The organism is Pseudomonas sp. NPDC089408, from assembly GCF_044749445.1.
Taxonomy (GTDB): Bacteria; Pseudomonadota; Gammaproteobacteria; order Pseudomonadales; family Pseudomonadaceae; genus Aquipseudomonas.
Window position 1 is genome coordinate 15,093 of record NZ_JBIVHY010000008.1, and the last position, 20,981, is coordinate 36,073.

The following is a 20,981-nucleotide window of genomic DNA, read 5'->3' on the forward strand; positions in this document are numbered from 1 at the left end:
GTAGGAGCGGCCTTGCGTCGCGAAAGGGGCGCAAGGCGCCCCCAACAATCTCACAGGAAACTATACAGCCAGGCCAATCGCCGGCTGCACCTGCGATGCCCGATACGCAGGATAAATGGTCGCCAAAAAGCTCATCACCAGCCCCGCCGTGCAGATCATTACCACATCCCCCCACTGCAACTGCGACGGCAAACTGCTGACGAAGTACACATCCGAAGTAAAGATGTGCTGCCCGCTCACCCGCTCCAGCCAACCGACAATCTGACTGACGTTGAACGCCGCAATCACCCCCAGCACACCACCAATCAGCGTGCCGACAATACCGATCAGGCTGCCCTGGACCATGAACGTGCCCATGATCTGCGCCGGCGTGGCGCCCAGGGTACGCAGGATGGCAATGTCCGGCCCCTTGTCGTTCACCACCATCACCAGGGTGGCAATGATGTTGAACGCCGCCACCGCGATGATCATCATCAGCAACAGGCCGATCATGGTCTTCTCCATTTTCATCGCACTGAACAGGCTGCCCTGGGTGTGCGACCAGTCATCGGCGCGGTAGGCGTCGCCCAACCCGGCAGCAATGACCTTGGACACCTGCGGTGCGGCATACAGGTCGTGCAGCTTCAGGCGCACGCCCTGTACCTGGCCTGGCGCCCAGCGCTGCATCTCGGCGGCATCGGCCACATGGATGTAGGCCTGCGAGCCATCCAGCTCGGCGCCGACCTTGAAGATGCCGACCACGGTCAGGCGCTGCATGCGTGGGGTGATGCCGCCCGGCTCCTTGCTGATTTCCGGCACGATCAGGGTCAACTTGTCGCCGGTGTTCAGGCGAAAACGCCGAGCCGTCAGCTCGCCGATGACCACACCGAACTCGCCCGGCTGCAGATCCTGCAAGCGGCCCTGGACGATATGCTGGCCAACGATCGAGACCTTGCTTTCCTCGGCCGGGTCGATACCGCCCACCTGGATCGGCTGCATCGCACCTTTGTAAGAGAGCATGCCTTCCATCTCGGTAATCGGCGCTACCGCCATCACCGCCGGGTTTTGCAGGGCCGCGTCGGCCACCTTGTGCCAGTCGCCCAACGGCTGCACGCCAAGGATGGCGGCATGCGGCACCAGGCCAAGGATGCGCGAGCTCATTTCGCGCTGGAAGCCGTTCATCACCGACAGCACCACGATCATCGCCAGCACGCCCAGCGACAGGCCGATCATCGAGGTCATCGAAATGAACGAGATGAAGTGGTTGCGGCGCTTGGCTCGGGTGTAACGCGCGCCGATGAAGATGGGCAAGGGTCTGAACATGTACGAAATCACCCAATGAAAACAGGAAAACGGGGCAGCACCTGCTGCCCCGTGCAGTCGATCAGATTGCCACCAGGTGGCCGTCGTCGAGCTTCAATACACGGTCCATCTGGCGCGCCAGGTTGAGGTCGTGGGTAACCACCAGGAACGCTGTGCGCGAGGCGCTGGACAGCTCCTGCATCAGTTCCTGAATGCCTTGGGCGGTATGGTGGTCGAGGTTGCCGGTAGGTTCGTCGAGCATCACCAGGCCAGGGCGGTTGACCAGTGCCCGGGCAATCGCCACGCGCTGGCGCTCGCCCCCGGACAGCTCGGCCGGCTTGTGATTGAGGCGATGGCCCAGGCCCACGCGTTTGAGCAGTGCCTCGGCGCGCTCACGTGCCTCGGGTATAGGCGTGCGACCGATCAGCAGCGGCATGCACACGTTCTCGATGGCAGTGAACTCTGGCAAGAGGTGGTGGAACTGGTAGACGAAGCCCAGCTCGCGGTTACGCAACAGGCCACGGGCACGCTCGCCCAGCGCGGACAGCTCTTCGCCCGCCAGCCAGACACTGCCCTGGGTTGGCCGGTCGAGGCCACCCAACAGGTTGAGCAGGGTGCTCTTGCCAGAGCCCGAGCTGCCGACGATGGCAATGCGCTCACCGGCGTGCAGTTCCAGGTTGAGGCCGGACAGCACTTGTACCGACTCCGGGCCCTCGTCGTAGGACTTGCCCAGGTTGCGGCAACTCAGAACGGCTTTATCACTCATGCGCGACTCACTCATAACGTAGCGCCTCTGCAGGCTGGGTGCGCGCCGCACGCCAGGCCGGGTACAGGGTGGCGAAGAAACTCAGGACCAGCGCCGCACCACAGACCATGTAAACGTCCTGGGCCTGGATCTGCGATGGCAGGTAATCGATGAAATACACGTCGGCGTTGAGGAACTTGTGCCCGATCAGCTTCTCGATGCCGGCGATCGCTGAACTGACATTCAGCGCCGCAAGAATGCCGACCACCGCGCCGATCAGGGTACCGATCACCCCGATCACCGTACCCTGGACCATGAAGATGAGCATGATCTGCCCGGGCGTGGCGCCTAGGGTGCGCAAGATGGCGATGTCGCCACGCTTGTCGTTGACCACCATCACCAGGGTGGAAATGATGTTGAACGCCGCCACCGCCACAATCAGCAGCAACAGCAGGCCGATCATGGCCTTTTCCATGCGGATCGCCTGGTACAGGTTGCCGTGGGTGCGGGTCCAGTCGCGGCTGTAGTACTCCTGGTCACCCAGCTGCTGGGCGATGCTCCAGGCAACGCGCGGCGCCTGGAACAGGTCGTCGAACTTCAGGCGCAGGCCTTGTACCTGATCGGGCTTCCAGCGGTGCAGGCGGGACAGGTCGCTGATGTTGGTCAGGCCCAGGTAGCCGTCGATTTCGCCCGCGCCAACGTGGAAGGTGCCAACCACGGTGAAGCGCTTCATGCGCGGGAACATGCCGGCCGGGGTCACGCTGACCTCGGGGGCGACAAAGGTGAGCTTGTCGCCAATGGCCACGCCCAGCTTGGCCGCAGCCTTGTCGCCGATCATGATGCCCCACTCGCCCGGGGCCAACTGGTCCAGGCGGCCCTGCAGGACGAAGTTGTCGATGATCGACACCTCGCGCTCGCGGGCCGGGTCGATGCCATTGAGCAGCACCTTCTGCACCTTGCCGTCATGGGTCAGCAGGCCCTGCATCTGGGTGAACGGCGCAACCGCCACCACCTGCGGATTCTGCTTTACTTGTTGGGCAAGGGCCTGCCAGTCGGCAATGGGCTGACCGCTCTCCAGCGTGGCATGGGGAATCATGCCCAGCACGCGGGTGCGCATCTCGTGGTCGAAACCGTTCATCACCGACAACACCACGATCATCACCACCACGCCCAGGGCGAGGCCGATCATCGAGGTCAGGGAAATGAACGAGACGAAGTGATTGCGTCGTTTGGCACGGGTATAACGCGTGCCGATAAATGCGAAAAGAGGTCTGAACATGTCGGGGCTTGTTCGGATGAAAGGGAACGTCCTTGTGGCGAGGCGCCTACGGCGGCTTTACACTCGGACCACCGCCGCTACCTTGGGTTCGCCATGACGACATTAGACGAAGAAGATCGCCGCGAATATTACCGCATCGAAGATCGGATCGCACTTCAAATCAGCCCTCTCAGCGCGGCCGAAGCCCTTGACCCAGATGTGTTGCAAGATGATTCCCCGCTGTTCAACCTGCTCAGCGAGCTGCACCTGTCCGACTTCGAGTCGCAGCACCTGCTGCGCCAGCTGAGCGACAAGGACCGCACCCTCGCCGCCTTCCTGCGCGCGCAGAACAAGCGCCTCGACCTGCTCAGCGCGGTGGTTGCGCACACCCTGCTCGGCGAAGTGGGCCAGCCACAGCCGGTAAAGATTTCCGAGGGCGGCATCGAGTTCGTGCAAACCTCGCCGGTTGCCCCCGGCACCCAGGTAAAAGTAAAAATGGTACTGATGCCGCGCGCCCACGGCCTGTTGCTGCGCGGCAAGGTCACCCATTGCGACGCACGCGCCAACGGCGGCTTCGAGGTGGGTACCGAATTCATCGACATGTCCGACGCCCAGCGGCAACTGCTCGCCCGTTACATCCTGCAGCGCCAACAGCAGCAACGGCGCCAGCAACTGGAACAGAACACCCCAGCCTCCTGAACCTGTTTTCTCTGATTTGAAGGAACGAACGTGACCCTGATCTACGGCCATCGCGGCGCCAAGGGCGAAGCACCCGAGAACACCCTGACCAGCTTCCAGCAGTGCCTGGCCCACGGCGTCAACCGCTGCGAGCTGGACCTGCACCTGTCAGCCGACAACGAGCTGATGGTGATCCACGACGCCACCCTCAAGCGCACCACCGGCCGGCGCGGCAAGGTGGTCGAGCACCCGGCCTCGGAACTGGTCAAGATCGACGCTCGCAAAGGCGGCCCGGGCCATGTACAACCCTGCCCCATTCCGACCTTGCAGGCGTTGTTCGAAAAATGCCCGTTCGAGCACTGGCAACTGGAAGTGAAAAGCGCCTCGCGCACCCGCGCCGCCACCACGGTGCTGGCAATTCGTGAGCTGGCACAGCAATACGGCCTGCTGGACAAAGTGACCATCACCTCCAGTTCGCGCGAAGTACTGGGCGCTGCGCTAGAGCTGGTACCGGACGTAAAGCGCGGGCTGGTGGCCGAATACGCCTGGCTCGACCCACTGAAGGTGGCACAGAACTACGGCTGCGAGCTGCTGGCGTTGAACTGGACGCTGTGCACCCCCGAGCGCCTGCTGAAAGCGCAGGGCCAGGGTTTGCACGTGTCGGTATGGACAGTCAACGAACCGGCACTGATGCGCCGGCTCGCTGATTTTGGCGTGGACAGCCTGATTACAGACTTTCCCGGTTTGGCCAAGACCACCCTCGGGCAGGGTTGAAATCGGTCTCTCCGACCGGCTCAGGCCACCGGTCGGAGCCGCTCAAAAAAGCCGGTTCAGGCCGTCGTAGGCAGCTACCCGATAGGCTTCGGCCATGGTCGGGTAGTTGAACGTGGTGTTGACGAAGTACTTGAGGTTGTTCTGCTCACCCGGCTGGTTCATGATCGCCTGGCCAATGTGGACAATCTCCGAAGCCTGGTAGCCGAAGCAGTGCACGCCGAGGATTTCCAGGGTTTCGCGGTGGAACAGGATCTTCAGCATGCCCTGCGGCTCACCGGCGATCTGCGCACGCGCCATGCCCTTGAAGAAGGCCTTGCCCACTTCGTACGGCACCTTGGCCTGGGTCAGCTCCTGCTCGTTCTTGCCGATCGAGCTGATCTCCGGAATGGTGTAGATGCCGGTCGGCACATCGTTGACGAAGCGCCAGCTGCCATTGTCGACGATGCTGCCAGCGGCCGAGCGACCCTGGTCGTGGGCGGCACTGGCCAGGCTTGGCCAGCCGATCACGTCACCGGCGCCATAGATGTTCGGCACGCTGGTGCGGTAGGCCTCGTCGACCTCGATCTGGCCACGGCTGTTGACCTTGATACCGATATTCTCCAGGCCCAGCTTGTCGGTGTTGCCGGTACGGCCGTTGCACCACAGCAAGGCGTCGGCCTTGATCTTCTTGCCCGACTTCAGGTGCAGGATCACCCCGTTGTCCAGGCCTTCGACGCGCTCATACTCTTCGTTGTGGCGCACGGTGATGTTGTTGTTGCTGAAGTGGTAGCTCAGCGCCTGGGAGATTTCCGAATCGAGGAAGCTCAACAGCTGGCCACGGTTGTCGACCAGCTCTACCAGCACGCCCAGGCCGCTGAAGATCGATGCGTATTCGCAACCGATCACGCCGGCGCCATACACGATCAACTTGCGCGGCGTGTGGCTGAGGCTAAGGATGGTATCGCTGTCGTAGACGCGTGGGTGGTGGAAGTCGATATCCGCCGGGCGGTACGGGCGCGAACCGGTGGCGATGATGATGTGCTTGGCGTTGAGCTTTTCGACCACGCCGTTCGGGCAGACCACTTCGACGGTCTGCTCGTCGGCGAAGCTGCCGGTGCCGAAGAACAGGTCGACGCGGTTACGGGCGTAATAGCCGGTACGCGAGGCGACCTGCTTGGCGATGACCTTCTCGGCGCTTTTCAGCACGTCCGGGAACGAGAACCAGCGTGGCTCACCGATGGCGCGGAACATCGTGTTGGTGTTGAACTGCATGATCTGCCGCACCGAGTGACGCAGTGCCTTGGACGGGATGGTGCCCAGGTGCGTGCAGTTGCCACCAACCTGGCGACGGTCATCGACCATCGCTACCTTGCGCCCTGCTTTGGCGGCGTTCATTGCCGCGCCTTCACCGGCCGGGCCGGAACCCAGCACCACTACGTCGTAGTTGTAGACAGCCATGCGTACTCCTTCAGAACTGGCCCGCAAGCCACGGTCGCTCGCGGGGCGCGATCATGCCGCCGGGGCGTCATGAGAAAATTCGGGTGCAGTCTAATCAAGCGTGAACGCCGCGCACATTAACCCTTGGTCGCGTCGTAGGCCAATTTTGCCCGCACTACATATGCTTCACCCTTTCCCTGGCGGCAATCATCCCTGCTTGTGCTTTCACTCGCCTTTCACCGCCCGTTCGAACGCGGGCGTAGCTCGGGAGACGAAGCCACCCTCTGCCCGAGTCACCAAAACCGCGGCCAGGCCATGCGCCACGGCAAAATCCCAGCCCTGTTCAGGGCCCAGGATCAGCAGCAGCGTCGAATAGCCATCAGCCTGCAGCGCCGAGGCGGCAAGCACGGTAACCGCGGCCAGGTCGTGTTCGACCGGGCGCCCGAGGCGGGCATCGAAGGTGTGTGAATAGCGCCGGCCATTCTGCTCGAAATAGTGCCGATAGTCACCCGAGGTTGATACTGAAAGGCCATTGACCGGGATGATCTGGCGGGCGATCTGGCGGTCCTCGCGTGGCAGCTCCAGGGCGATGCGCCAGGGGCTGCCATCGGGTTTGCGGCCGACCGCCTTGAGTTCGCCGGTGGCCTCGGCGACAAAACTGGCGATGCCCATGGCCTGCAGCCTGGCAGCGATCAGGTCGACAGCATGGCCAGCGGCGATGCTGTTGAAATCGAGCTGCACCGGGGCGTCCTTGCACAGGGCCTGGCCGTCGATATGCAGGTGCCGGTAACCGACGCGCTGGCGCACCTGGGCCAGGGCCTGCGGGTGGGGCACTTGCTCGTGGCGGGCCTGGGGGCCAAAGCCCCACAGGTCGAGTAATGGCTCTACCGTGAGGTCGAAGGCGCCGTCGCTTTGCTCAGCCAGGTGCTGCCCGAGGCTGACCAGTTCGAGCATGTCGGCCGGCAAGGCCAGGCACTGGTTGGCGGGCAACTGGTTGAACTGGCTGACGGTGGAGTCGCCGCGGTAGGTCGAATAGTGCTGGTCGATGCCGTGCAGAATGGTTTCGACTGCAGCCTGCACCTGAGCCGGCGCGGGGCCGCCCGGCTCGCGCACGTACTGGATGCTGTAGCTGCTGCCCATGGTCGGGCCGCCCAGGCGCTCCAGGGTTGGGCCTTGGTTGCAGGCGGTGAGCAGCATCAAGATGAACAATAGAGCTGTGCGCAATCGGAGTTTCTCAGTTCGACATGCCTGCACGGTCATTGTAGGAGCGGCCTAGTGTCGCGAAAGGGCCGCAACGCGGCCCCAGCAATTTTTGCATCACCACCGAAATCCTGGGGCCGCTTTGCGGCCCTTTCGCGACACAAGGCCGCTCCTACAATGACCGCGCCAGCACGAACAATATTCAGGCAAAAAAAACGGGAACCCGAAGGTTCCCGTTTTTTCATTGCCTTACAAGCGAATCAGCGTGGAAACGCTGGCGGGTTCACACCGGCCATGTCTTCCATCACGCGAACCACCTGGCAGCTGTAACCGAATTCGTTGTCGTACCAGACGTACAGGACAACGCGGTTGTCGTTGGCGATGGTTGCTTCAGCGTCAACCACACCGGCGTGGCGCGAGCCGACGAAGTCGGTCGAAACCACTTCCTGCGAGGCAACGTAGTCGATCTGCTTGTGCAGTTCGGAGTGCATCGCGGTCTGGCGCAGGTACTCGTTGATTTCGTCCCGAGTAGTGGCCTTTTCCAGGTTCAGGTTGAGGATGGCCATCGAAACGTTTGGCGTCGGTACGCGAATGGCGTTGCCGGTCAGCTTGCCCTTCAGCACTGGCAGTGCCTTGGCGGCAGCGGTGGCGGCGCCGGTTTCGGTGATGACCATGTTCAGCGGCGCGGCACGACCACGGCGGCTGCCCTTGTGGAAGTTGTCGATCAGGTTCTGGTCGTTGGTGAACGAGTGAACGGTTTCGACGTGGCCATTGACGATGCCGTACTGGTCGTTGATGGCCTTGAGCACCGGCACGATGGCGTTGGTGGTGCAGGAAGCGGCCGAGATGATCTTGTCATCGGCAGCGATGTCGCCGTGGTTGATACCATGCACGATGTTCTTCAGCGCGCCCTTGCCAGGTGCGGTGAGGATTACACGGGCAGCGCCCGGGCAGGCCAGGTGCTGGCCCAGGCCATCGGCATCACGCCATACGCCGGTGTTATCGACGATCAGCGCGTTATCGATGCCGTACTGGGTGTAGTCGACTTCGCTCGGGCTCTTGGCGTAGATAACCTGGATCAGGTTGCCGTTGGCGGTGATGGTGTTGTTGGCTTCGTCAATGGTGATGGTGCCATCGAACGGGCCGTGCACCGAGTCACGGCGCAACAGGCTGGCACGCTTGACCAGGTCGTTTTCGGCGCCCTTGCGCACGACGATGGCGCGCAGGCGCAGGCCGTCGCCGCCACCGGTTTTCTCGATCAGGATACGCGCCAGCAGGCGGCCGATGCGGCCGAAGCCGTACAGGACAACGTCAGTGCCTTTGCGCGCCGAAGCGTTCTGCTGGCCAACCACTTCGGCCAGCTCTTCACGGACGAACTGCTCGGCAGTGCGGCCATTGCCTTCCTGCTTGAACTTGTTGGCCAGCTTGCCCAGGTCAACCGAAGCGGCGCCCAGTTTCAGCTCGCTCATGGCCTTGAGCAGGGGGAATGTCTCGTGGACGGACAGTTCGGTTTCGTCGGCTTGACGGTGACGCGCAAAGCGATGCGCCTTGAGGATCGAGATAACCGAACGGTTGATCAGGCTACGGCCATAAATCGAGCTCACCACGTTGTTGTTGCGGTAGAGCTGACCGATAAGCGGGATCATCGCTTCAGCCAGGGCTTCACGATCAATCCACTCACCAAGACACTGGTCGGGCTTCTGAGTCACGGGAACCTTCCACATGTAGGGACAGAAAAAAGGGGCTACATTATGACGCCCCAACGCGGAACCGGCAATGAGCGCCTGTCGTAGGGACGCACGCCAGCGTTCATGGCCTTTCGAGCCTGACAGCCGGCACCGTCACCGGTACAATCGGTCTCTTTGCCGCAACGCTTGGAGTGCAATCTCCCGTGTCAGTTCTGCGCCTACCGCAAATGTCGGCCACGGCCGGCAAACAAACCTGGGGCAACCTGCCCGGTGCCGCCCTCAGCCTTGCCATCGCCGAGGCCGCCAGCAGCGCTGGCCGCTTCACCTTGCTGCTGACGGCCGACAGCCAGGCCGCCGACCGTCTGGAACAGGAGCTGCGCTTCTTTGCCCCGGACCTGCCGGTGCTGCCGTTTCCCGATTGGGAAACCCTGCCCTACGACCTGTTCTCGCCGCACCAGGACATCATCTCGCAGCGCATCGCCAGCCTGTACCGCCTGCCGGAGCTGAGCCACGGCATCCTCGTGGTGCCGGTCACAACCGCCCTGCACCGCCTGGCGCCCACGCGTTTTCTGCTGGGCAGCAGCCTGGTGCTGGATGTCGGCCAGACCATCGACGTCGAGCAGATGCGCTTGCGTCTGGAGGCCAGCGGCTACCGTTGCGTCGACACCGTCTACGAGCATGGCGAGTTCGCCGTGCGTGGCGCACTGATCGACCTGTTCCCGATGGGCAGCAAGCTGCCCTACCGCATCGACCTGTTCGATGACGAGATCGAGACCCTGCGCACCTTCGACCCCGAGACCCAGCGCTCGATCGACAAGGTCGACTCGATCCGCCTGCTGCCGGCGCGCGAGTTCCCGATGCAGAAAGAGGAAGTCACCCGCTTCAAGGCGCGTTTCCGCGAGCGCTTCGACGTCGACTTCCGCCGTAGCGCAATCTTCCAGGACCTGGCCAGCGGCATCATCCCTGCCGGTATCGAGTACTACCTGCCGCTGTTCTTCGAAGAAACCTCAACCCTGTTCGACTACCTGCCGGCCGATACCCAGGTGTTCTCGCTGCCGGGCGTGGAGCAGGCCGCCGAACACTTCTGGAACGACGTGCGCGGGCGTTATGAAGACCGCCGCGGCGACCTCAGCCGGCCACTGCTACCGCCGGCCGAGCTATTTCTGCCGGTAGAAGACTGCTTCGCCCGGCTCAAGCAATGGCCGCGGGTGGTGGTCAGCAGCGACGACCTCGACGCGGGTGCCGGCCGCGAGCGCTTCCCGGCACGCGCCCTGCCCAACCTGGCCATCGAAGCCAAGGCCAACCAGCCACTGGCCGAACTGGCCAGCTTCCTCGACCAGTTCCCGGGCCGCGTGCTGTTCACTGCCGAATCGGCAGGCCGCCGCGAAGTATTGCTGGAGCTGCTCGAACGGCTGAAGCTGCGGCCGCACACCGTCGACGGCTGGGACGACTTCATTACCGGTGCCGAGCGCCTGGCAATCACCATCGCCCCGCTGGACGACGGCCTGCTGCTGGACGACCCGGCCATCGCCCTGATCGCCGAAAGCCCGCTGTTCGGCCAGCGTGTAATGCAGCGCCGGCGCCGTGACAAGCGCGGCGAAACCGCCAACGACGCGGTGATCAAGAACCTTACCGAGTTGCGCGAAGGCGCGCCGGTGGTGCACATCGACCACGGTGTAGGCCGCTACCTGGGCCTGGCCACCCTGGAAATCGACGGCCAGGCCGCCGAATTCCTCACGCTGGAATACGCCGAAAACGCCAAGTTGTATGTGCCGGTGGCCAACCTGCACCTGATCGCCCGCTATACCGGTAGCGACGATGCCCTGGCACCCTTGCACCGGCTCGGCTCGGAAACCTGGCAGAAAGCCAAGCGCAAGGCCGCCGAACAGGTGCGTGACGTGGCCGCCGAGCTGCTCGACATCTATGCCCGCCGCGCCGCGCGCAAGGGCTATGCATTTGCCGACCCGTCGGCCGACTATGCCACCTTCAGCGCCGGCTTCCCGTTCGAGGAAACCCCTGACCAGCAAGCCGCCATCGAGGCCGTGCGTGCCGACATGCTGGCACCCAAGCCGATGGACCGCCTGGTCTGCGGCGACGTCGGCTTCGGCAAGACCGAAGTGGCCATGCGCGCAGCGTTCATCGCCGTGCACAGTGGCCGCCAGGTGGCCGTACTGGTGCCCACCACCCTGCTCGCCCAGCAGCACTACAACAGTTTCCGTGACCGCTTTGCCGACTGGCCGGTAACCGTCGAAGTGATGAGCCGCTTCAAGTCGGCCAAGGAAGTGGCCGCCGCCGCTGCCGACCTGGCCGAAGGCAAGATCGACATCCTGATCGGCACCCACAAGCTGCTGCAGGACGATGTGCGCTTCAAAGACCTGGGCCTGGCCATCATCGACGAAGAGCATCGCTTTGGCGTGCGCCAGAAGGAGCAACTGAAGGCCCTGCGCAGCGAGGTCGACATCCTTACCCTCACTGCAACGCCAATCCCGCGTACGCTGAACATGGCAGTGGCGGGCATGCGCGACCTGTCGATCATTGCCACGCCGCCAGCGCGCCGCCTGTCGGTGCGCACCTTCGTCATGGAACAGAACAAGAGCACGGTCAAGGAAGCGCTGCTGCGTGAGCTGCTGCGCGGTGGCCAGGTGTATTACCTGCACAACGATGTGAAAACCATCGAGAAGTGCGCCGCCGACCTCGCCGAGCTGGTACCCGAGGCACGTATCGGCATCGGCCATGGGCAGATGCGCGAGCGCGAGCTGGAACAGGTGATGAGCGACTTCTACCACAAGCGCTTCAACGTGCTGGTGGCCTCGACCATCATCGAAACCGGTATCGACGTGCCCAGCGCCAATACCATCGTCATCGAGCGCGCCGACAAGTTCGGCCTGGCGCAGCTGCACCAACTGCGCGGCCGGGTTGGCCGTAGCCACCACCAGGCCTATGCCTACCTGCTCACGCCCACCCGGCAGAAGGTCAGCGCCGACGCCGAAAAGCGCCTGGAGGCAATCGCCAACACCCAGGACCTGGGCGCCGGCTTCGTGCTGGCCACCAACGACCTGGAAATCCGCGGTGCCGGCGAGCTGCTGGGCGAAGGCCAGAGCGGGCAGATCCAGGCGGTTGGTTTCACCCTGTACATGGAAATGCTCGAGCGCGCTGTCAAGGCAATCCGCAAGGGCACCCAGCCCAACCTTGAGCAGCCGCTGGGCGGTGGTCCGGAGATCAACCTGCGCCTGCCGGCGCTGATCCCCGAGGACTACCTGCCCGACGTCCATGCACGGCTGATCCTGTACAAACGCATTGCCTCGGCCGCCGACGAAGAAGGCCTCAAGGACCTGCAGGTCGAGATGATCGACCGCTTCGGCCTGCTGCCGGAGCCGACCAAGAACCTGATGCGCCTGACCTCGCTCAAGCTGCACGCGGAAAAGCTCGGCATCAAGAAAGTCGATGCCGGCCCCAACGGCGGCAAGCTCGAGTTCGAAGCCGAAACCCCGGTCGACCCGCTGACCCTGATCAAGCTGATCCAGGGCCAGCCCAAACGCTACAAGTTCGAAGGCGCGACCCAGTTCCGTTTCCTGGTGCCGATGGAACGCCCCGACGAACGCTTCAATACTCTGGAGGCGCTGTTCGAGCGCCTGACCCCACAGCCTGCCTAAGGAAGATCCATGCGTGCCATCCGTTGCCTGACCTTGCTGCTGGCGCTGTTCGCCCCGGCGGCCTTCGCCGAAGGCCTGTATCAGGTAGAAATGATCCTGGTGCGGCAGAACAGCGTGCCTGCCTTTACCAGCCCGTTCGCCCCGGAAGACTGGAGCGCCGGGGCCCCGCGCCTGGAGAAAGACGCCGAGCGCCGCCTGGCACTGGAAGATGAAGCCACCCGCCTGGAGGCTACCGCCGACTACACCGTGCTGATGCACAAAGCCTGGCAGCAACAGGTTGGCAGTGCACCCAGCCGCATCGCCCTGGGCGAAGGCGCCGAGCAGTTCGGCCACTTCCCTATCGAAGGCAACCTGAGCATCGGCGAAGGCCGCTTTATCGCCGTCGAGGCCAATTTCTGGGTCAACCAGCTGGACGGCAACGGCAGCGTGCTGCAAAGCGAGCAGTTCAAGCAGAGCAACAGCAACGTCAAGGGCGGCCAGCTGACCTTCCTCGACGGCGGGCACCTGGCAGTGCTGCTGAAGGTGACACCGCCGGGTACGCCGAAAATGCCGGCGATGGACCCGGAGATGATGGAGCAGTGATGTGAGCGATGGCGACGCGCAGTTCTACACACAGGCAACCGATGATTGGTACAACTGGTTTGAGCGCGGCACGCTCAGCCGAGGCCGTGCCTATTCCCTGGAAGGCCGAGTAGGGCAGTTATCCATCGAAGGCATGGTGATCCATGCCGAGTGCGTAGGCTCGCAAGGCCGCGTTTACCAGCAGTACATCACCTTGACGGCGAGCGAGGACGGTCTGGAGGTCAACGGTAATTGCAGTTGCCCGGTCGCCATCAACTGCAAGCATTGTGCAGCAGTACTTTTTCACCTGCGCCATGCCCCACCCCCCGCCCCCGCTCGCGCCCCATCCTCCTCAGCCTTGTCGCCCGAGCTGAACTCTTGGGTTTGCGCCCTCGAACAACCTGCAGAACAACCGTCCGCCAAACCCGATCGCAAGGGCCGCGCACTGTACTATCAGATAGTGCCGGATCAGGATGTCTGCCACTTGAGAGTACTCAAGGGGACACGCCAGCCAGACGGTACGCTTGAGTTACTGCGGGTCACGTCACTTCCGGAACTGATTTATTACCCACCTCGGTATGTCACCGATGCCGACAACCGCTTGCTCAGGCTCATGGGCACCCTGGCGGAACGAGGCGGTTTGATGGGCGGGATCGTCTTGTCAGGCACCGAGGGGGCAGAACTGCTGGGCTACGCCATGTCCACGGGGCGCCTGCTGCTTGACAAACAGGGCGATACGCCCCTGCGCCAGGGCCCGCAATGTCATGCGCATTTCCGCTGGATACGGCTGGACAGCGGCTCCTATCGTGGCAGCTGGCACGCCGCAGAGCACACGTTCAACGTAGTCCTGCCCCTTGAACCACTGCACTACGTAAACACTGAAACGGGCGAAATCGGCAAGCTCACGCACGATCTGGACCCTTTCATCGCCAGCCAACTGGCCCGCGCACCGGTTGTCCCAGAGCATCTGGTAGTGCCCTTGAGCCACAGGCTCAATGCGCTCAATCGCCAGGTCCCTACCCCTACTCCGGTAAAGACCGAAGACATTGACGGCATTTCACCTAATGCCCAACTGACGCTTGGCAGCCTGGAGTTCAGCGCCTACATGCCCAAGACGGGCCGCATGCAACGACAGTTGCAACACCGCGCCGCACTGGCGTTTGACTATGACGGCCTGCATGCCAGTGGCAGCGACGACAAACCGCTGACCCGTCTGAAAGGCAGCGCCAGCCAGCGTATCCGTCGTCAGCCCCAGGCTGAACAGGCGCTGCGCAAGATACTGCGCGACTTCGGCTTCAAACCCGCCACCCGTCAGAGCAAGGCTTTGCCCGACAGCGCCGGCGAGATGTACCAACTGCCCGACGACGAAGCCTGGCTGCGCTTTGCCCGCGAAGGGCTGCCGCGCCTGCGCGAAGCCGGCTGGGACATCGACATCCACCGCGACTTTGCCTTCAACCTGCAAGAGGTAGACGACTGGTACGCCACCATCGACGAAGCCCCCGGCCACGAATGGTTCGACCTGGAGCTGGGTATTGTGGTCGACGGCCAGCGTCACAGCCTGTTGCCGATCGTGCTGCAACTGCTGCGCAGCAGCCCTGAGTTGCTGCGCCCCAGCGAGCTGGCCCGGCGCAGCGACGACGAACACCTGCTGATCGACCTGAATCGCGGCCGCCTGGACGCCCCGGCCCTGCGCGTCGCCCTGCCCTACGGCCGCATCAAGGCCGTGATGGGCACCTTGGGCGAACTGTACCTGCACGAAGACACCGCAGGCCCGGCCCTGCGCATGGAACGTGCCGACGCCGCGCGCCTGAATGAAATCGAAGGCCTGCCGCTGCACTGGGAAGGTGGCGAACATGTGCGCGACCTGGGCCGCCGTCTTCGCGATGCCCGCGACCTGCAGGTAGAGCCACCCACCGGGCTACAGGCCAGCTTGCGCCCCTATCAGCAGCAAGGCCTGAACTGGTTGCAGGCACTGCGCGAGATAGGTACCGGCGGTATCCTCGGCGACGACATGGGCCTGGGCAAGACCCTGCAGGCCCTGGCCCACCTGCTACTGGAAAAACAAACCGGGCGCCTGAACGCCCCGGCTCTGGCGGTGATGCCGACCAGCCTGATACCCAACTGGCTGGACGAAGCCCAGCGTTTTGCCCCCGACCTTCATGTACTCGCCCTGCACGGGCCGGGGCGCAGCAAGCACTTTGCCAAGCTGCATGAATACGACCTGGTCCTGACCACCTACGCGCTGGTGCCGCGCGATCTCGAACACCTGCGCACCCAAGCCTGGCACGTACTGGTTCTGGACGAGGCGCAGAACATCAAGAGCAGCACCAGCAAGGCCGCCCTCGCCGTCTGCGAGCTACAGGCCAGCCAGCGCCTGTGCCTGACCGGCACGCCGATGGAAAACAACCTGGGCGAACTGTGGTCGATCTTCCACTTTCTGATGCCGGGCTGGCTGGGTGATCTCAAGCGCTTCAACCAGGACTATCGCACGCCGATCGAGCGCCACGGCGACACCGAACGCATGGCCCACCTGGCCAGCCGCATCCGCCCGTTCCTGTTGCGTCGCACCAAGGAACAAGTGGCGACCGAGCTGCCAGCCAAGACCGAGATGGTGCACTGGGTCGAACTCAGCGACGCCCAGCGCGATACCTACGAGGCCGTGCGGGTAGCCATGGACCAGAAGGTCCGCGACGAAATCGCCCGCAATGGCGCCGCGCGCAGCCAGATCGTGATCCTTGACGCGCTGCTTAAGCTGCGCCAGGTGTGCTGCGACCTGCGCCTGGTCAAGGGCGTGGAAAGCAAAGGCAACCAGGCCGACAAAGGTAAGTTGGGTGCGCTGCTGGAAATGCTCGAAGAGCTGCTTAGCGAAGGCCGCCGGGTGCTGTTGTTCTCGCAGTTCACCTCGATGCTGGCGTTGATCGAGCAGGAATTGGAAAAGCGCAAGATCCGCTACAGCTTGCTGACGGGCGACACCCGCGATCGACGCAAGCCGGTGCAGCAGTTCCAGCAGGGTGACAGCGAGGTATTCCTGATCAGCCTCAAGGCCGGTGGCGTGGGCCTGAACCTGACGGCGGCGGACACGGTGATCCACTTCGACCCGTGGTGGAACCCGGCCAGTGAAAACCAGGCGACCGACCGCGCCTACCGCATTGGCCAGGACAAGCCGGTGTTCGTGTTCAAGCTGATTACCCGGGGGACGGTGGAAGAGAAGATCCAGTTGTTGCAGCAGGAGAAGGCGGCGCTGGCGGCAAGTTTGCTGGATGGCGGGCAGGCTGGGCAGTGGCGGCTGGGGGATGAAGAGATCGAGGCGTTGTTTGCGCCATTGCCTGGGAAGCGTGGGCGGTGAGTGTTTCGGGGCGCATGACTTGAGGGTTTTGTCGCCTGTGAGATCGAGCGGCGCTTCGCGGGACAAGCCCGCTCCCACATCTGTTTCGGGCCAATCACTCCTGTGAGGCCACCGCTGTCCGCCTTGTTTGTTCCATTCAATATTGAAGGTTACGCAGTTGCTTTTCATCCATCTCCAGCCATGCACCAAAACTGCAACCTATCTGGCACAGGAATGATTGGCCCGAAACAGATGTGGGAGCGGGCTTGTCCCGCGAAGCGCCGCGCGGGCGGCGCTCGATCTCACAGGCGCTGAAATGTTTCGGCGAACTCCCCAACCAGGTCAATCGACCAGCTGCGCCTCCTTCAACGCCCCCAACGCCTCCAGCCACCGCGGCTGCTGGCGATAGTCGGTCCGCGCAAAGCCCTGCCCGCGCATCCGCGCAATCCGCGGCGAGGGCTTCACCTTCATCCGCTGCGCCGCACTCAACGCCAGCTCCGCCGCGGCCCGGTCATTACACACCAGGCCCATGTCACAGCCAGCGCTCAACGCCGCCTCGATACGGCTGGCCGCATCACCCACCACATGGGCACCAGCCATCGACAGGTCATCACTGAAAATGACGCCGTCAAAGCCCAACTCGCCACGCAGGATGTCCTGCAGCCAGCGCCGCGAGAAGCCAGCCGGCTGGTTGTCGACTTGCGGGTAGATCACATGCGCCGGCATCACCGCCGCCAGCTGCCCGCTCAGGCGGCTGAACGGCACCAGGTCGGCCTGGCGCAGCTGCTCAAGGCTGCGCTCATCGGTCGGGATGGCCACATGCGAGTCGGCCTCGGCCCAGCCGTGCCCCGGGAAGTGCTTGCCACAGGCAGCCATGCCCGCCGCATTCATGCCACGGATGAACGCCCCAGCCAGTTGCGCGGCGCGTAGCGGGTCACCCTCGAAAGCACGGCTGCCGACCACGGCGCTGCGCTGATGATCCAGGTCGAGTACCGGGGCGAAGCTCAGGTCAAGGCCAACCGCCAGCACCTCGGTCGCCATCAGCCAGCCACACTGCTCGGCCAGGTATTCGGCGTTGTCGTTGTCGGCCAGCGCGCGCATGGCTGGCAGCCGTACAAAACCCTGGCGCAGGCGCTGCACGCGGCCACCTTCCTGGTCCACCGCCAGGATCAGCTCAGGGCGAATGGCGCGGATGGAAGCACACAGCTCACGCACCTGGCGCGGGCTGTCGATGTTGCGGGCAAAGATGATCAGGCCAGCCACTTCGGGCTGGCGCAGCAGGTGACGGTCTTCGGCGGTCAGCCATTTACCGGCGATATCCACCATCAGGGAGCCTTGCAGGCTGACGGTCATGGGTAATCCTTCATTGAAGACTGAACAGAAGCCGCGCTAGCTTAGCCCAAGCGCAACGCCCCGCCCAGCCTTCACGCCTTGGCGGTGGTAGCGCTGGTCTTGCTGCGCGGGCGCAGTTGCGCAGTGGCCATGGCGTCATCGGTAACGCCACTGTCAGCGCGCATGCCCGCCGCCAGGAACGGCACCATCAGGCGCATCACCTGCTCGATCGAGGTGTTGATGCCAAAGTCGGTCTCGGCGATCGCACGCAGGGCCTTGATGCCCGACATACTGAAGGCGGCGGCGCCGAGCATGAAGTGCACGCGCCAGAACAGCTCCAGCGGCGGAATACGAGGCGCGGCTTCGTTGACCAGCAGCATGTAGCGGCGGAACACCTTGCCGTACATGTCTTCCAGGTAACGCCGCAGGTGGCCCTGGCTCTGGCTGAAGGCCAGGCCAAGCAGGCGCATGAAGATCGACAGGTCGTTGTTGCTGCGCGGCTGCACGGCCAGTGCCTGCTCGACCAGCATTTCCAGCAGCTCTTCGAGGCTGGGCTTTTGCTCCGGCTTGGCCTGGCGACGCTCCAGTTCACGCTCCAGGCTGGCGCAGAACGGCCCGAGGAAGCGTGAGAACACCGCCTGGATCAGCGCCTTCTTGGAGCCGAAGTGATAGTTGACGGCCGCCAAGTTGACCCCGGCCTTGCTGGTAATCAGCCGCAATGAGGTCTCGGCGAACCCCCTTTCCGCGAACAACTGCTCGGCAGCATCGAGAATGCGTTCAACGGTTTCCGATTGGGCCATGACTACTCCGAGTACTCCGCCAGACAAACAGGTGTTTGAAACATACGTTTCAGCCCTGCATCTGTCAAGGCTCGGTGACCGGGCGGTCGCCATTTAAAAGCGCCAGCCGGCAAGCTGCAAGCGCCACCTCTACTGTTTATTGCGCGTTATCGCTTGCAGCGCATCCAGTACTGTATATAATCCCAGTCACTGTACAAAAAGACAGAGCGCACAACATGTTGAAACTGACGCCACGCCAAGCCGAAATTCTCGCGTTCATCAAGCGTTGCCTGGAAGACAACGGTTTCCCGCCAACCCGCGCCGAGATCGCTCAGGAGCTGGGCTTCAAGTCGCCCAACGCTGCCGAAGAACACCTCAAGGCCCTCGCCCGCAAGGGTGCGATCGAAATGACCCCGGGCGCCTCCCGCGGCATCCGCATCCCGGGCTTTGAAGCCAAGGCCGAAGAAAGTGGCCTGCCGATCATCGGCCGGGTGGCTGCCGGCGCACCGATCCTTGCCGAACAGCACATCGAGCAATCCTGCAACATCAACCCGGCATTCTTCCACCCCCAGGCCGACTATTTGCTGCGCGTACACGGCATGAGCATGAAGGACGTCGGTATTTTCGACGGTGACCTGCTGGCCGTACATACCTGCCGCGAAGCCCGCAATGGCCAGATCGTGGTAGCCCGCATCGGCGACGAAGTCACCGTCAAGCGTTTCAAGCGCGAAGGCAGCAAGGTCTGGCTGCTTGCCGAAAACCCCGAATTCGCCCCCATCGAAGTCGACCTGAAAGAACAGGAACTGGTGATCGAGGGCTTGAGCGTCGGCGTCATTCGCCGCTGATCCAGGAGGCGTCATGCAGCAGTTCATTCACGCACCCGAGCAAGCCCAGTTGCCGTTGTTCGAAGCATTCCTCGCCCAACCCGTACTACCTGGCCTGAAAGCCAGCGAACTGGCACGCAAGATCACCCAGCCCGAGCTGTTCAGCGAACTGTCGCTGCGCGGCGCCCCCGGGCACTGCCAAAGCCTGCTGGCACCGGTACTGCGCGAGCTGAGTGAAGAGGACGAGACCCGCTGGCTGACCCTGATCGCCCCGCCATCGAGCCTGACCCAGGCCTGGCTGCGCGATGCTGGCCTCAACCGTGAACGTATCCTGCTGCTGCACCCTCGCAGCAACCAAAGCCCGCTGCAACTGGCGTGCGAAGTCTTGCGCCTGGGCCTCAGCCACACCGTGGTCAGTTGGCTGGGCAGCGTCAACGCCACTTCGCGCCAGCAACTGCTGCGCGCAGCCAGTGCCGGAAATGCACAAAGCCTGAACATCCGCCTCGGCTGATGTTCAGGCTTTGCCTGTCACTTCAAAAAGCCTGACGCCCTGCTGCATCATCAGTGCAGCACGCGTGGTCCTTCATCTTTCTCCAGCTCGCCATCCATCAGGCGACCGGCCATCTGCACGCCCACGCTGAGCATGGCCTTGGCCACTTCAACATGCTGGCCCTGCAGGAATACCTTGGCGTCTTCCGAGAAATCCAGGGTTACCAGAGAGCCCTCATCCTCGGCGCGACGCAGTTCGATGCGGCCATCGGGCAACTCGACAATTTCCAGAAACGACGTAGACATAAATGGCAGTTCTCCGCGAAAGGCCAGTATTGTACCAGCCGCTGCGGTTATCAGCACTCACTCAACGCGTCGCGGAAACGTCTCACCAGGCCTTTAAGGTTGTTGCGCCAGCTTTCCAGCTCGGCACGCGACAGCGCTGGATGCTCCGGCTCATCGAGGTTGACCGCCTGGATCAGTGGCTGGGTCACATCGGTTTTTGGCGCTTTCCTGGCGACAGGTGGTCGGAACAAATCGGCATAAGCACTGAGCATTTGCGCCAGCCAGGTCTCGCGCTGGCGGGCCAGTTCCAGCAACTCGGCCACTTCCGGAATGGCGATGCCATTAAGGGTGTCGTCGGCCAGGGCTTGCTCGACCGTTGCCACAACTGGCAGGCGGTAGAACGCGCCGATTTCATGGCACATGCCCAGCAACGCGCCGTACAGGTGAAACAGCGCCGACTCACGCTCGGCCTGGACCAGGCCCTGGGCGTTCATGGCCTGGCTTTGCTCGGCCTTGGCCATGGACTCCAGGGCGAGGCCGGCGAAGAACAATTTCTGGTTGGTGCGGGTGTAGGTTTCCTGGGCCATTTCTGGGCCCTCCCGTGAGGCTGCAAGGCAAGTATTTGCATCATAAATGATTGGGGCCGCTTTGCGGCCCTTCGCGGCGGTTCGGCGCCCCGATGAACCCGCTCCT

Annotated in this window: 17 protein-coding genes; 7 read left to right on the plus strand and 10 right to left on the minus strand. The window is 63.2% G+C overall.

Annotation, left to right across the window (positions count from 1 at the left end):
* Window positions 1-60: 60 nt before the first annotated feature.
* The 3 genes from ACIP02_RS14950 to ACIP02_RS14960 all read right to left on the minus strand — a co-directional run bounded on the left by ACIP02_RS14950 (window position 61) and on the right by ACIP02_RS14960 (window position 3,305).
* Window positions 61-1,302 carry a lipoprotein-releasing ABC transporter permease subunit gene (locus ACIP02_RS14950; RefSeq protein WP_400617556.1) on the minus strand — a complete coding sequence of 414 codons (1,242 nt, stop codon included), beginning with the start codon at window positions 1,300-1,302 and terminating at the stop codon, window positions 61-63.
* Window positions 1,303-1,363: 61 nt separating this feature from the next.
* Window positions 1,364-2,047 (minus strand): lipoprotein-releasing ABC transporter ATP-binding protein LolD, encoded by a 684-nt coding sequence (gene lolD / locus ACIP02_RS14955; protein ID WP_171577286.1) that lies wholly within the window; start codon window positions 2,045-2,047, stop codon window positions 1,364-1,366.
* A gap of 7 nt (window positions 2,048-2,054) precedes the next feature.
* Window positions 2,055-3,305 (minus strand): lipoprotein-releasing ABC transporter permease subunit, encoded by a 1,251-nt coding sequence (locus tag ACIP02_RS14960; protein ID WP_400617557.1) that lies wholly within the window; start codon window positions 3,303-3,305, stop codon window positions 2,055-2,057.
* Between the two features lie 93 nt (window positions 3,306-3,398).
* Between ACIP02_RS14960 and ACIP02_RS14965 the strand changes: the two genes are divergently transcribed.
* Window positions 3,399-3,983, plus strand: a complete 585-nt coding sequence (locus ACIP02_RS14965) for a PilZ domain-containing protein (protein ID WP_400617558.1) — start codon at window positions 3,399-3,401, stop codon at window positions 3,981-3,983.
* Between the two features lie 30 nt (window positions 3,984-4,013).
* Window positions 4,014-4,736 carry a glycerophosphodiester phosphodiesterase gene (locus ACIP02_RS14970; protein ID WP_400617559.1) on the plus strand — a complete coding sequence of 241 codons (723 nt, stop codon included), beginning with the start codon at window positions 4,014-4,016 and terminating at the stop codon, window positions 4,734-4,736.
* 42 nt (window positions 4,737-4,778) lie between these two features.
* On the opposite strand, the gene sthA is transcribed toward ACIP02_RS14970, so the two are convergent.
* From sthA to ACIP02_RS14985, 3 genes are all read right to left on the minus strand, one after another.
* The gene (gene sthA, locus ACIP02_RS14975; RefSeq protein WP_400617560.1) at window positions 4,779-6,173 is read right to left on the minus strand and encodes a Si-specific NAD(P)(+) transhydrogenase; all 1,395 of its coding nucleotides are present in this window, start codon (window positions 6,171-6,173) and stop codon (window positions 4,779-4,781) included.
* 204 nt (window positions 6,174-6,377) lie between these two features.
* Complete coding sequence (locus ACIP02_RS14980) at window positions 6,378-7,376, minus strand: FAD:protein FMN transferase (protein ID WP_400617561.1); 999 nt, start codon at window positions 7,374-7,376, stop codon at window positions 6,378-6,380.
* Between the two features lie 236 nt (window positions 7,377-7,612).
* Window positions 7,613-9,076 (minus strand): glyceraldehyde-3-phosphate dehydrogenase, encoded by a 1,464-nt coding sequence (locus ACIP02_RS14985; RefSeq protein WP_346645626.1) that lies wholly within the window; start codon window positions 9,074-9,076, stop codon window positions 7,613-7,615.
* A gap of 167 nt (window positions 9,077-9,243) precedes the next feature.
* Here ACIP02_RS14985 and mfd point away from each other — a divergent pair, with 167 nt between their 5' ends.
* The 3 genes from mfd to ACIP02_RS15000 are packed head-to-tail and all read left to right on the plus strand — an operon-like array spanning window position 9,244 to window position 16,600.
* Entirely contained in the window at window positions 9,244-12,693 is a 3,450-nt protein-coding gene (gene mfd, locus ACIP02_RS14990) for a transcription-repair coupling factor (protein WP_400617562.1), read from the plus strand.
* A 9-nt stretch (window positions 12,694-12,702) separates the two neighbouring features.
* Window positions 12,703-13,275: a CsiV family protein gene (locus tag ACIP02_RS14995; RefSeq protein ID WP_400617563.1), complete on the plus strand. Its 573-nt coding sequence runs from the start codon at window positions 12,703-12,705 to the stop codon at window positions 13,273-13,275.
* Between the two features lies 1 nt (window position 13,276).
* Window positions 13,277-16,600, plus strand: coding sequence for an SNF2-related protein (locus tag ACIP02_RS15000; protein WP_400617564.1), 3,324 nt, complete (start codon window positions 13,277-13,279; stop codon window positions 16,598-16,600).
* A gap of 321 nt (window positions 16,601-16,921) precedes the next feature.
* Here ACIP02_RS15000 and nagZ read toward each other — a convergent pair whose 3' ends face one another.
* Window positions 16,922-17,920, minus strand: a complete 999-nt coding sequence (gene nagZ, locus ACIP02_RS15005; protein WP_400617780.1) for a beta-N-acetylhexosaminidase — start codon at window positions 17,918-17,920, stop codon at window positions 16,922-16,924.
* Window positions 17,921-18,003: 83 nt separating this feature from the next.
* Window positions 18,004-18,711 carry a TetR/AcrR family transcriptional regulator gene (locus ACIP02_RS15010; protein WP_201206567.1) on the minus strand — a complete coding sequence of 236 codons (708 nt, stop codon included), beginning with the start codon at window positions 18,709-18,711 and terminating at the stop codon, window positions 18,004-18,006.
* A 215-nt stretch (window positions 18,712-18,926) separates the two neighbouring features.
* Between ACIP02_RS15010 and lexA the strand changes: the two genes are divergently transcribed.
* Entirely contained in the window at window positions 18,927-19,535 is a 609-nt protein-coding gene (gene lexA, locus ACIP02_RS15015) for a transcriptional repressor LexA (RefSeq protein WP_110745794.1), read from the plus strand.
* Between the two features lie 13 nt (window positions 19,536-19,548).
* Complete coding sequence (gene sulA, locus ACIP02_RS15020) at window positions 19,549-20,025, plus strand: SOS-induced cell division inhibitor SulA (RefSeq protein WP_400617565.1); 477 nt, start codon at window positions 19,549-19,551, stop codon at window positions 20,023-20,025.
* A gap of 50 nt (window positions 20,026-20,075) precedes the next feature.
* Here sulA and ACIP02_RS15025 read toward each other — a convergent pair whose 3' ends face one another.
* A complete protein-coding gene (locus tag ACIP02_RS15025; RefSeq protein ID WP_201206570.1) occupies window positions 20,076-20,309 on the minus strand; it encodes a hypothetical protein in 234 nt (77 codons plus the stop codon).
* Window positions 20,310-20,359: 50 nt separating this feature from the next.
* On the minus strand, window positions 20,360-20,875 hold the full coding sequence (locus ACIP02_RS15030) for a DUF6586 family protein (protein ID WP_400617566.1): 516 nt from the start codon (window positions 20,873-20,875) through the stop codon (window positions 20,360-20,362).
* Between the last annotated feature and the right edge of the window lie 106 nt (window positions 20,876-20,981).

Bases quoted from the DNA above. Each gene is read 5' to 3' on its own strand.
- ACIP02_RS14950 (WP_400617556.1), bottom strand. From the start codon at position 1,302: ATGTTCAGACCCTTGCCCATCTTCATCGGCGCGCGTTACACCCGAGCC.
- lolD (WP_171577286.1), bottom strand. From the start codon at position 2,047: ATGAGTGATAAAGCCGTTCTGAGTTGCCGCAACCTGGGCAAGTCCTAC.
- ACIP02_RS14960 (WP_400617557.1), bottom strand. From the start codon at position 3,305: ATGTTCAGACCTCTTTTCGCATTTATCGGCACGCGTTATACCCGTGCC.
- ACIP02_RS14965 (WP_400617558.1), top strand. From the start codon at position 3,399: ATGACGACATTAGACGAAGAAGATCGCCGCGAATATTACCGCATCGAA.
- sthA (WP_400617560.1), bottom strand. From the start codon at position 6,173: ATGGCTGTCTACAACTACGACGTAGTGGTGCTGGGTTCCGGCCCGGCC.
- ACIP02_RS14985 (WP_346645626.1), bottom strand. From the start codon at position 9,076: ATGTGGAAGGTTCCCGTGACTCAGAAGCCCGACCAGTGTCTTGGTGAG.
- ACIP02_RS14995 (WP_400617563.1), top strand. From the start codon at position 12,703: ATGCGTGCCATCCGTTGCCTGACCTTGCTGCTGGCGCTGTTCGCCCCG.
- ACIP02_RS15010 (WP_201206567.1), bottom strand. From the start codon at position 18,711: ATGGCCCAATCGGAAACCGTTGAACGCATTCTCGATGCTGCCGAGCAG.
- lexA (WP_110745794.1), top strand. From the start codon at position 18,927: ATGTTGAAACTGACGCCACGCCAAGCCGAAATTCTCGCGTTCATCAAG.
- sulA (WP_400617565.1), top strand. From the start codon at position 19,549: ATGCAGCAGTTCATTCACGCACCCGAGCAAGCCCAGTTGCCGTTGTTC.
- ACIP02_RS15025 (WP_201206570.1), bottom strand. From the start codon at position 20,309: ATGTCTACGTCGTTTCTGGAAATTGTCGAGTTGCCCGATGGCCGCATC.
- ACIP02_RS15030 (WP_400617566.1), bottom strand. From the start codon at position 20,875: ATGGCCCAGGAAACCTACACCCGCACCAACCAGAAATTGTTCTTCGCC.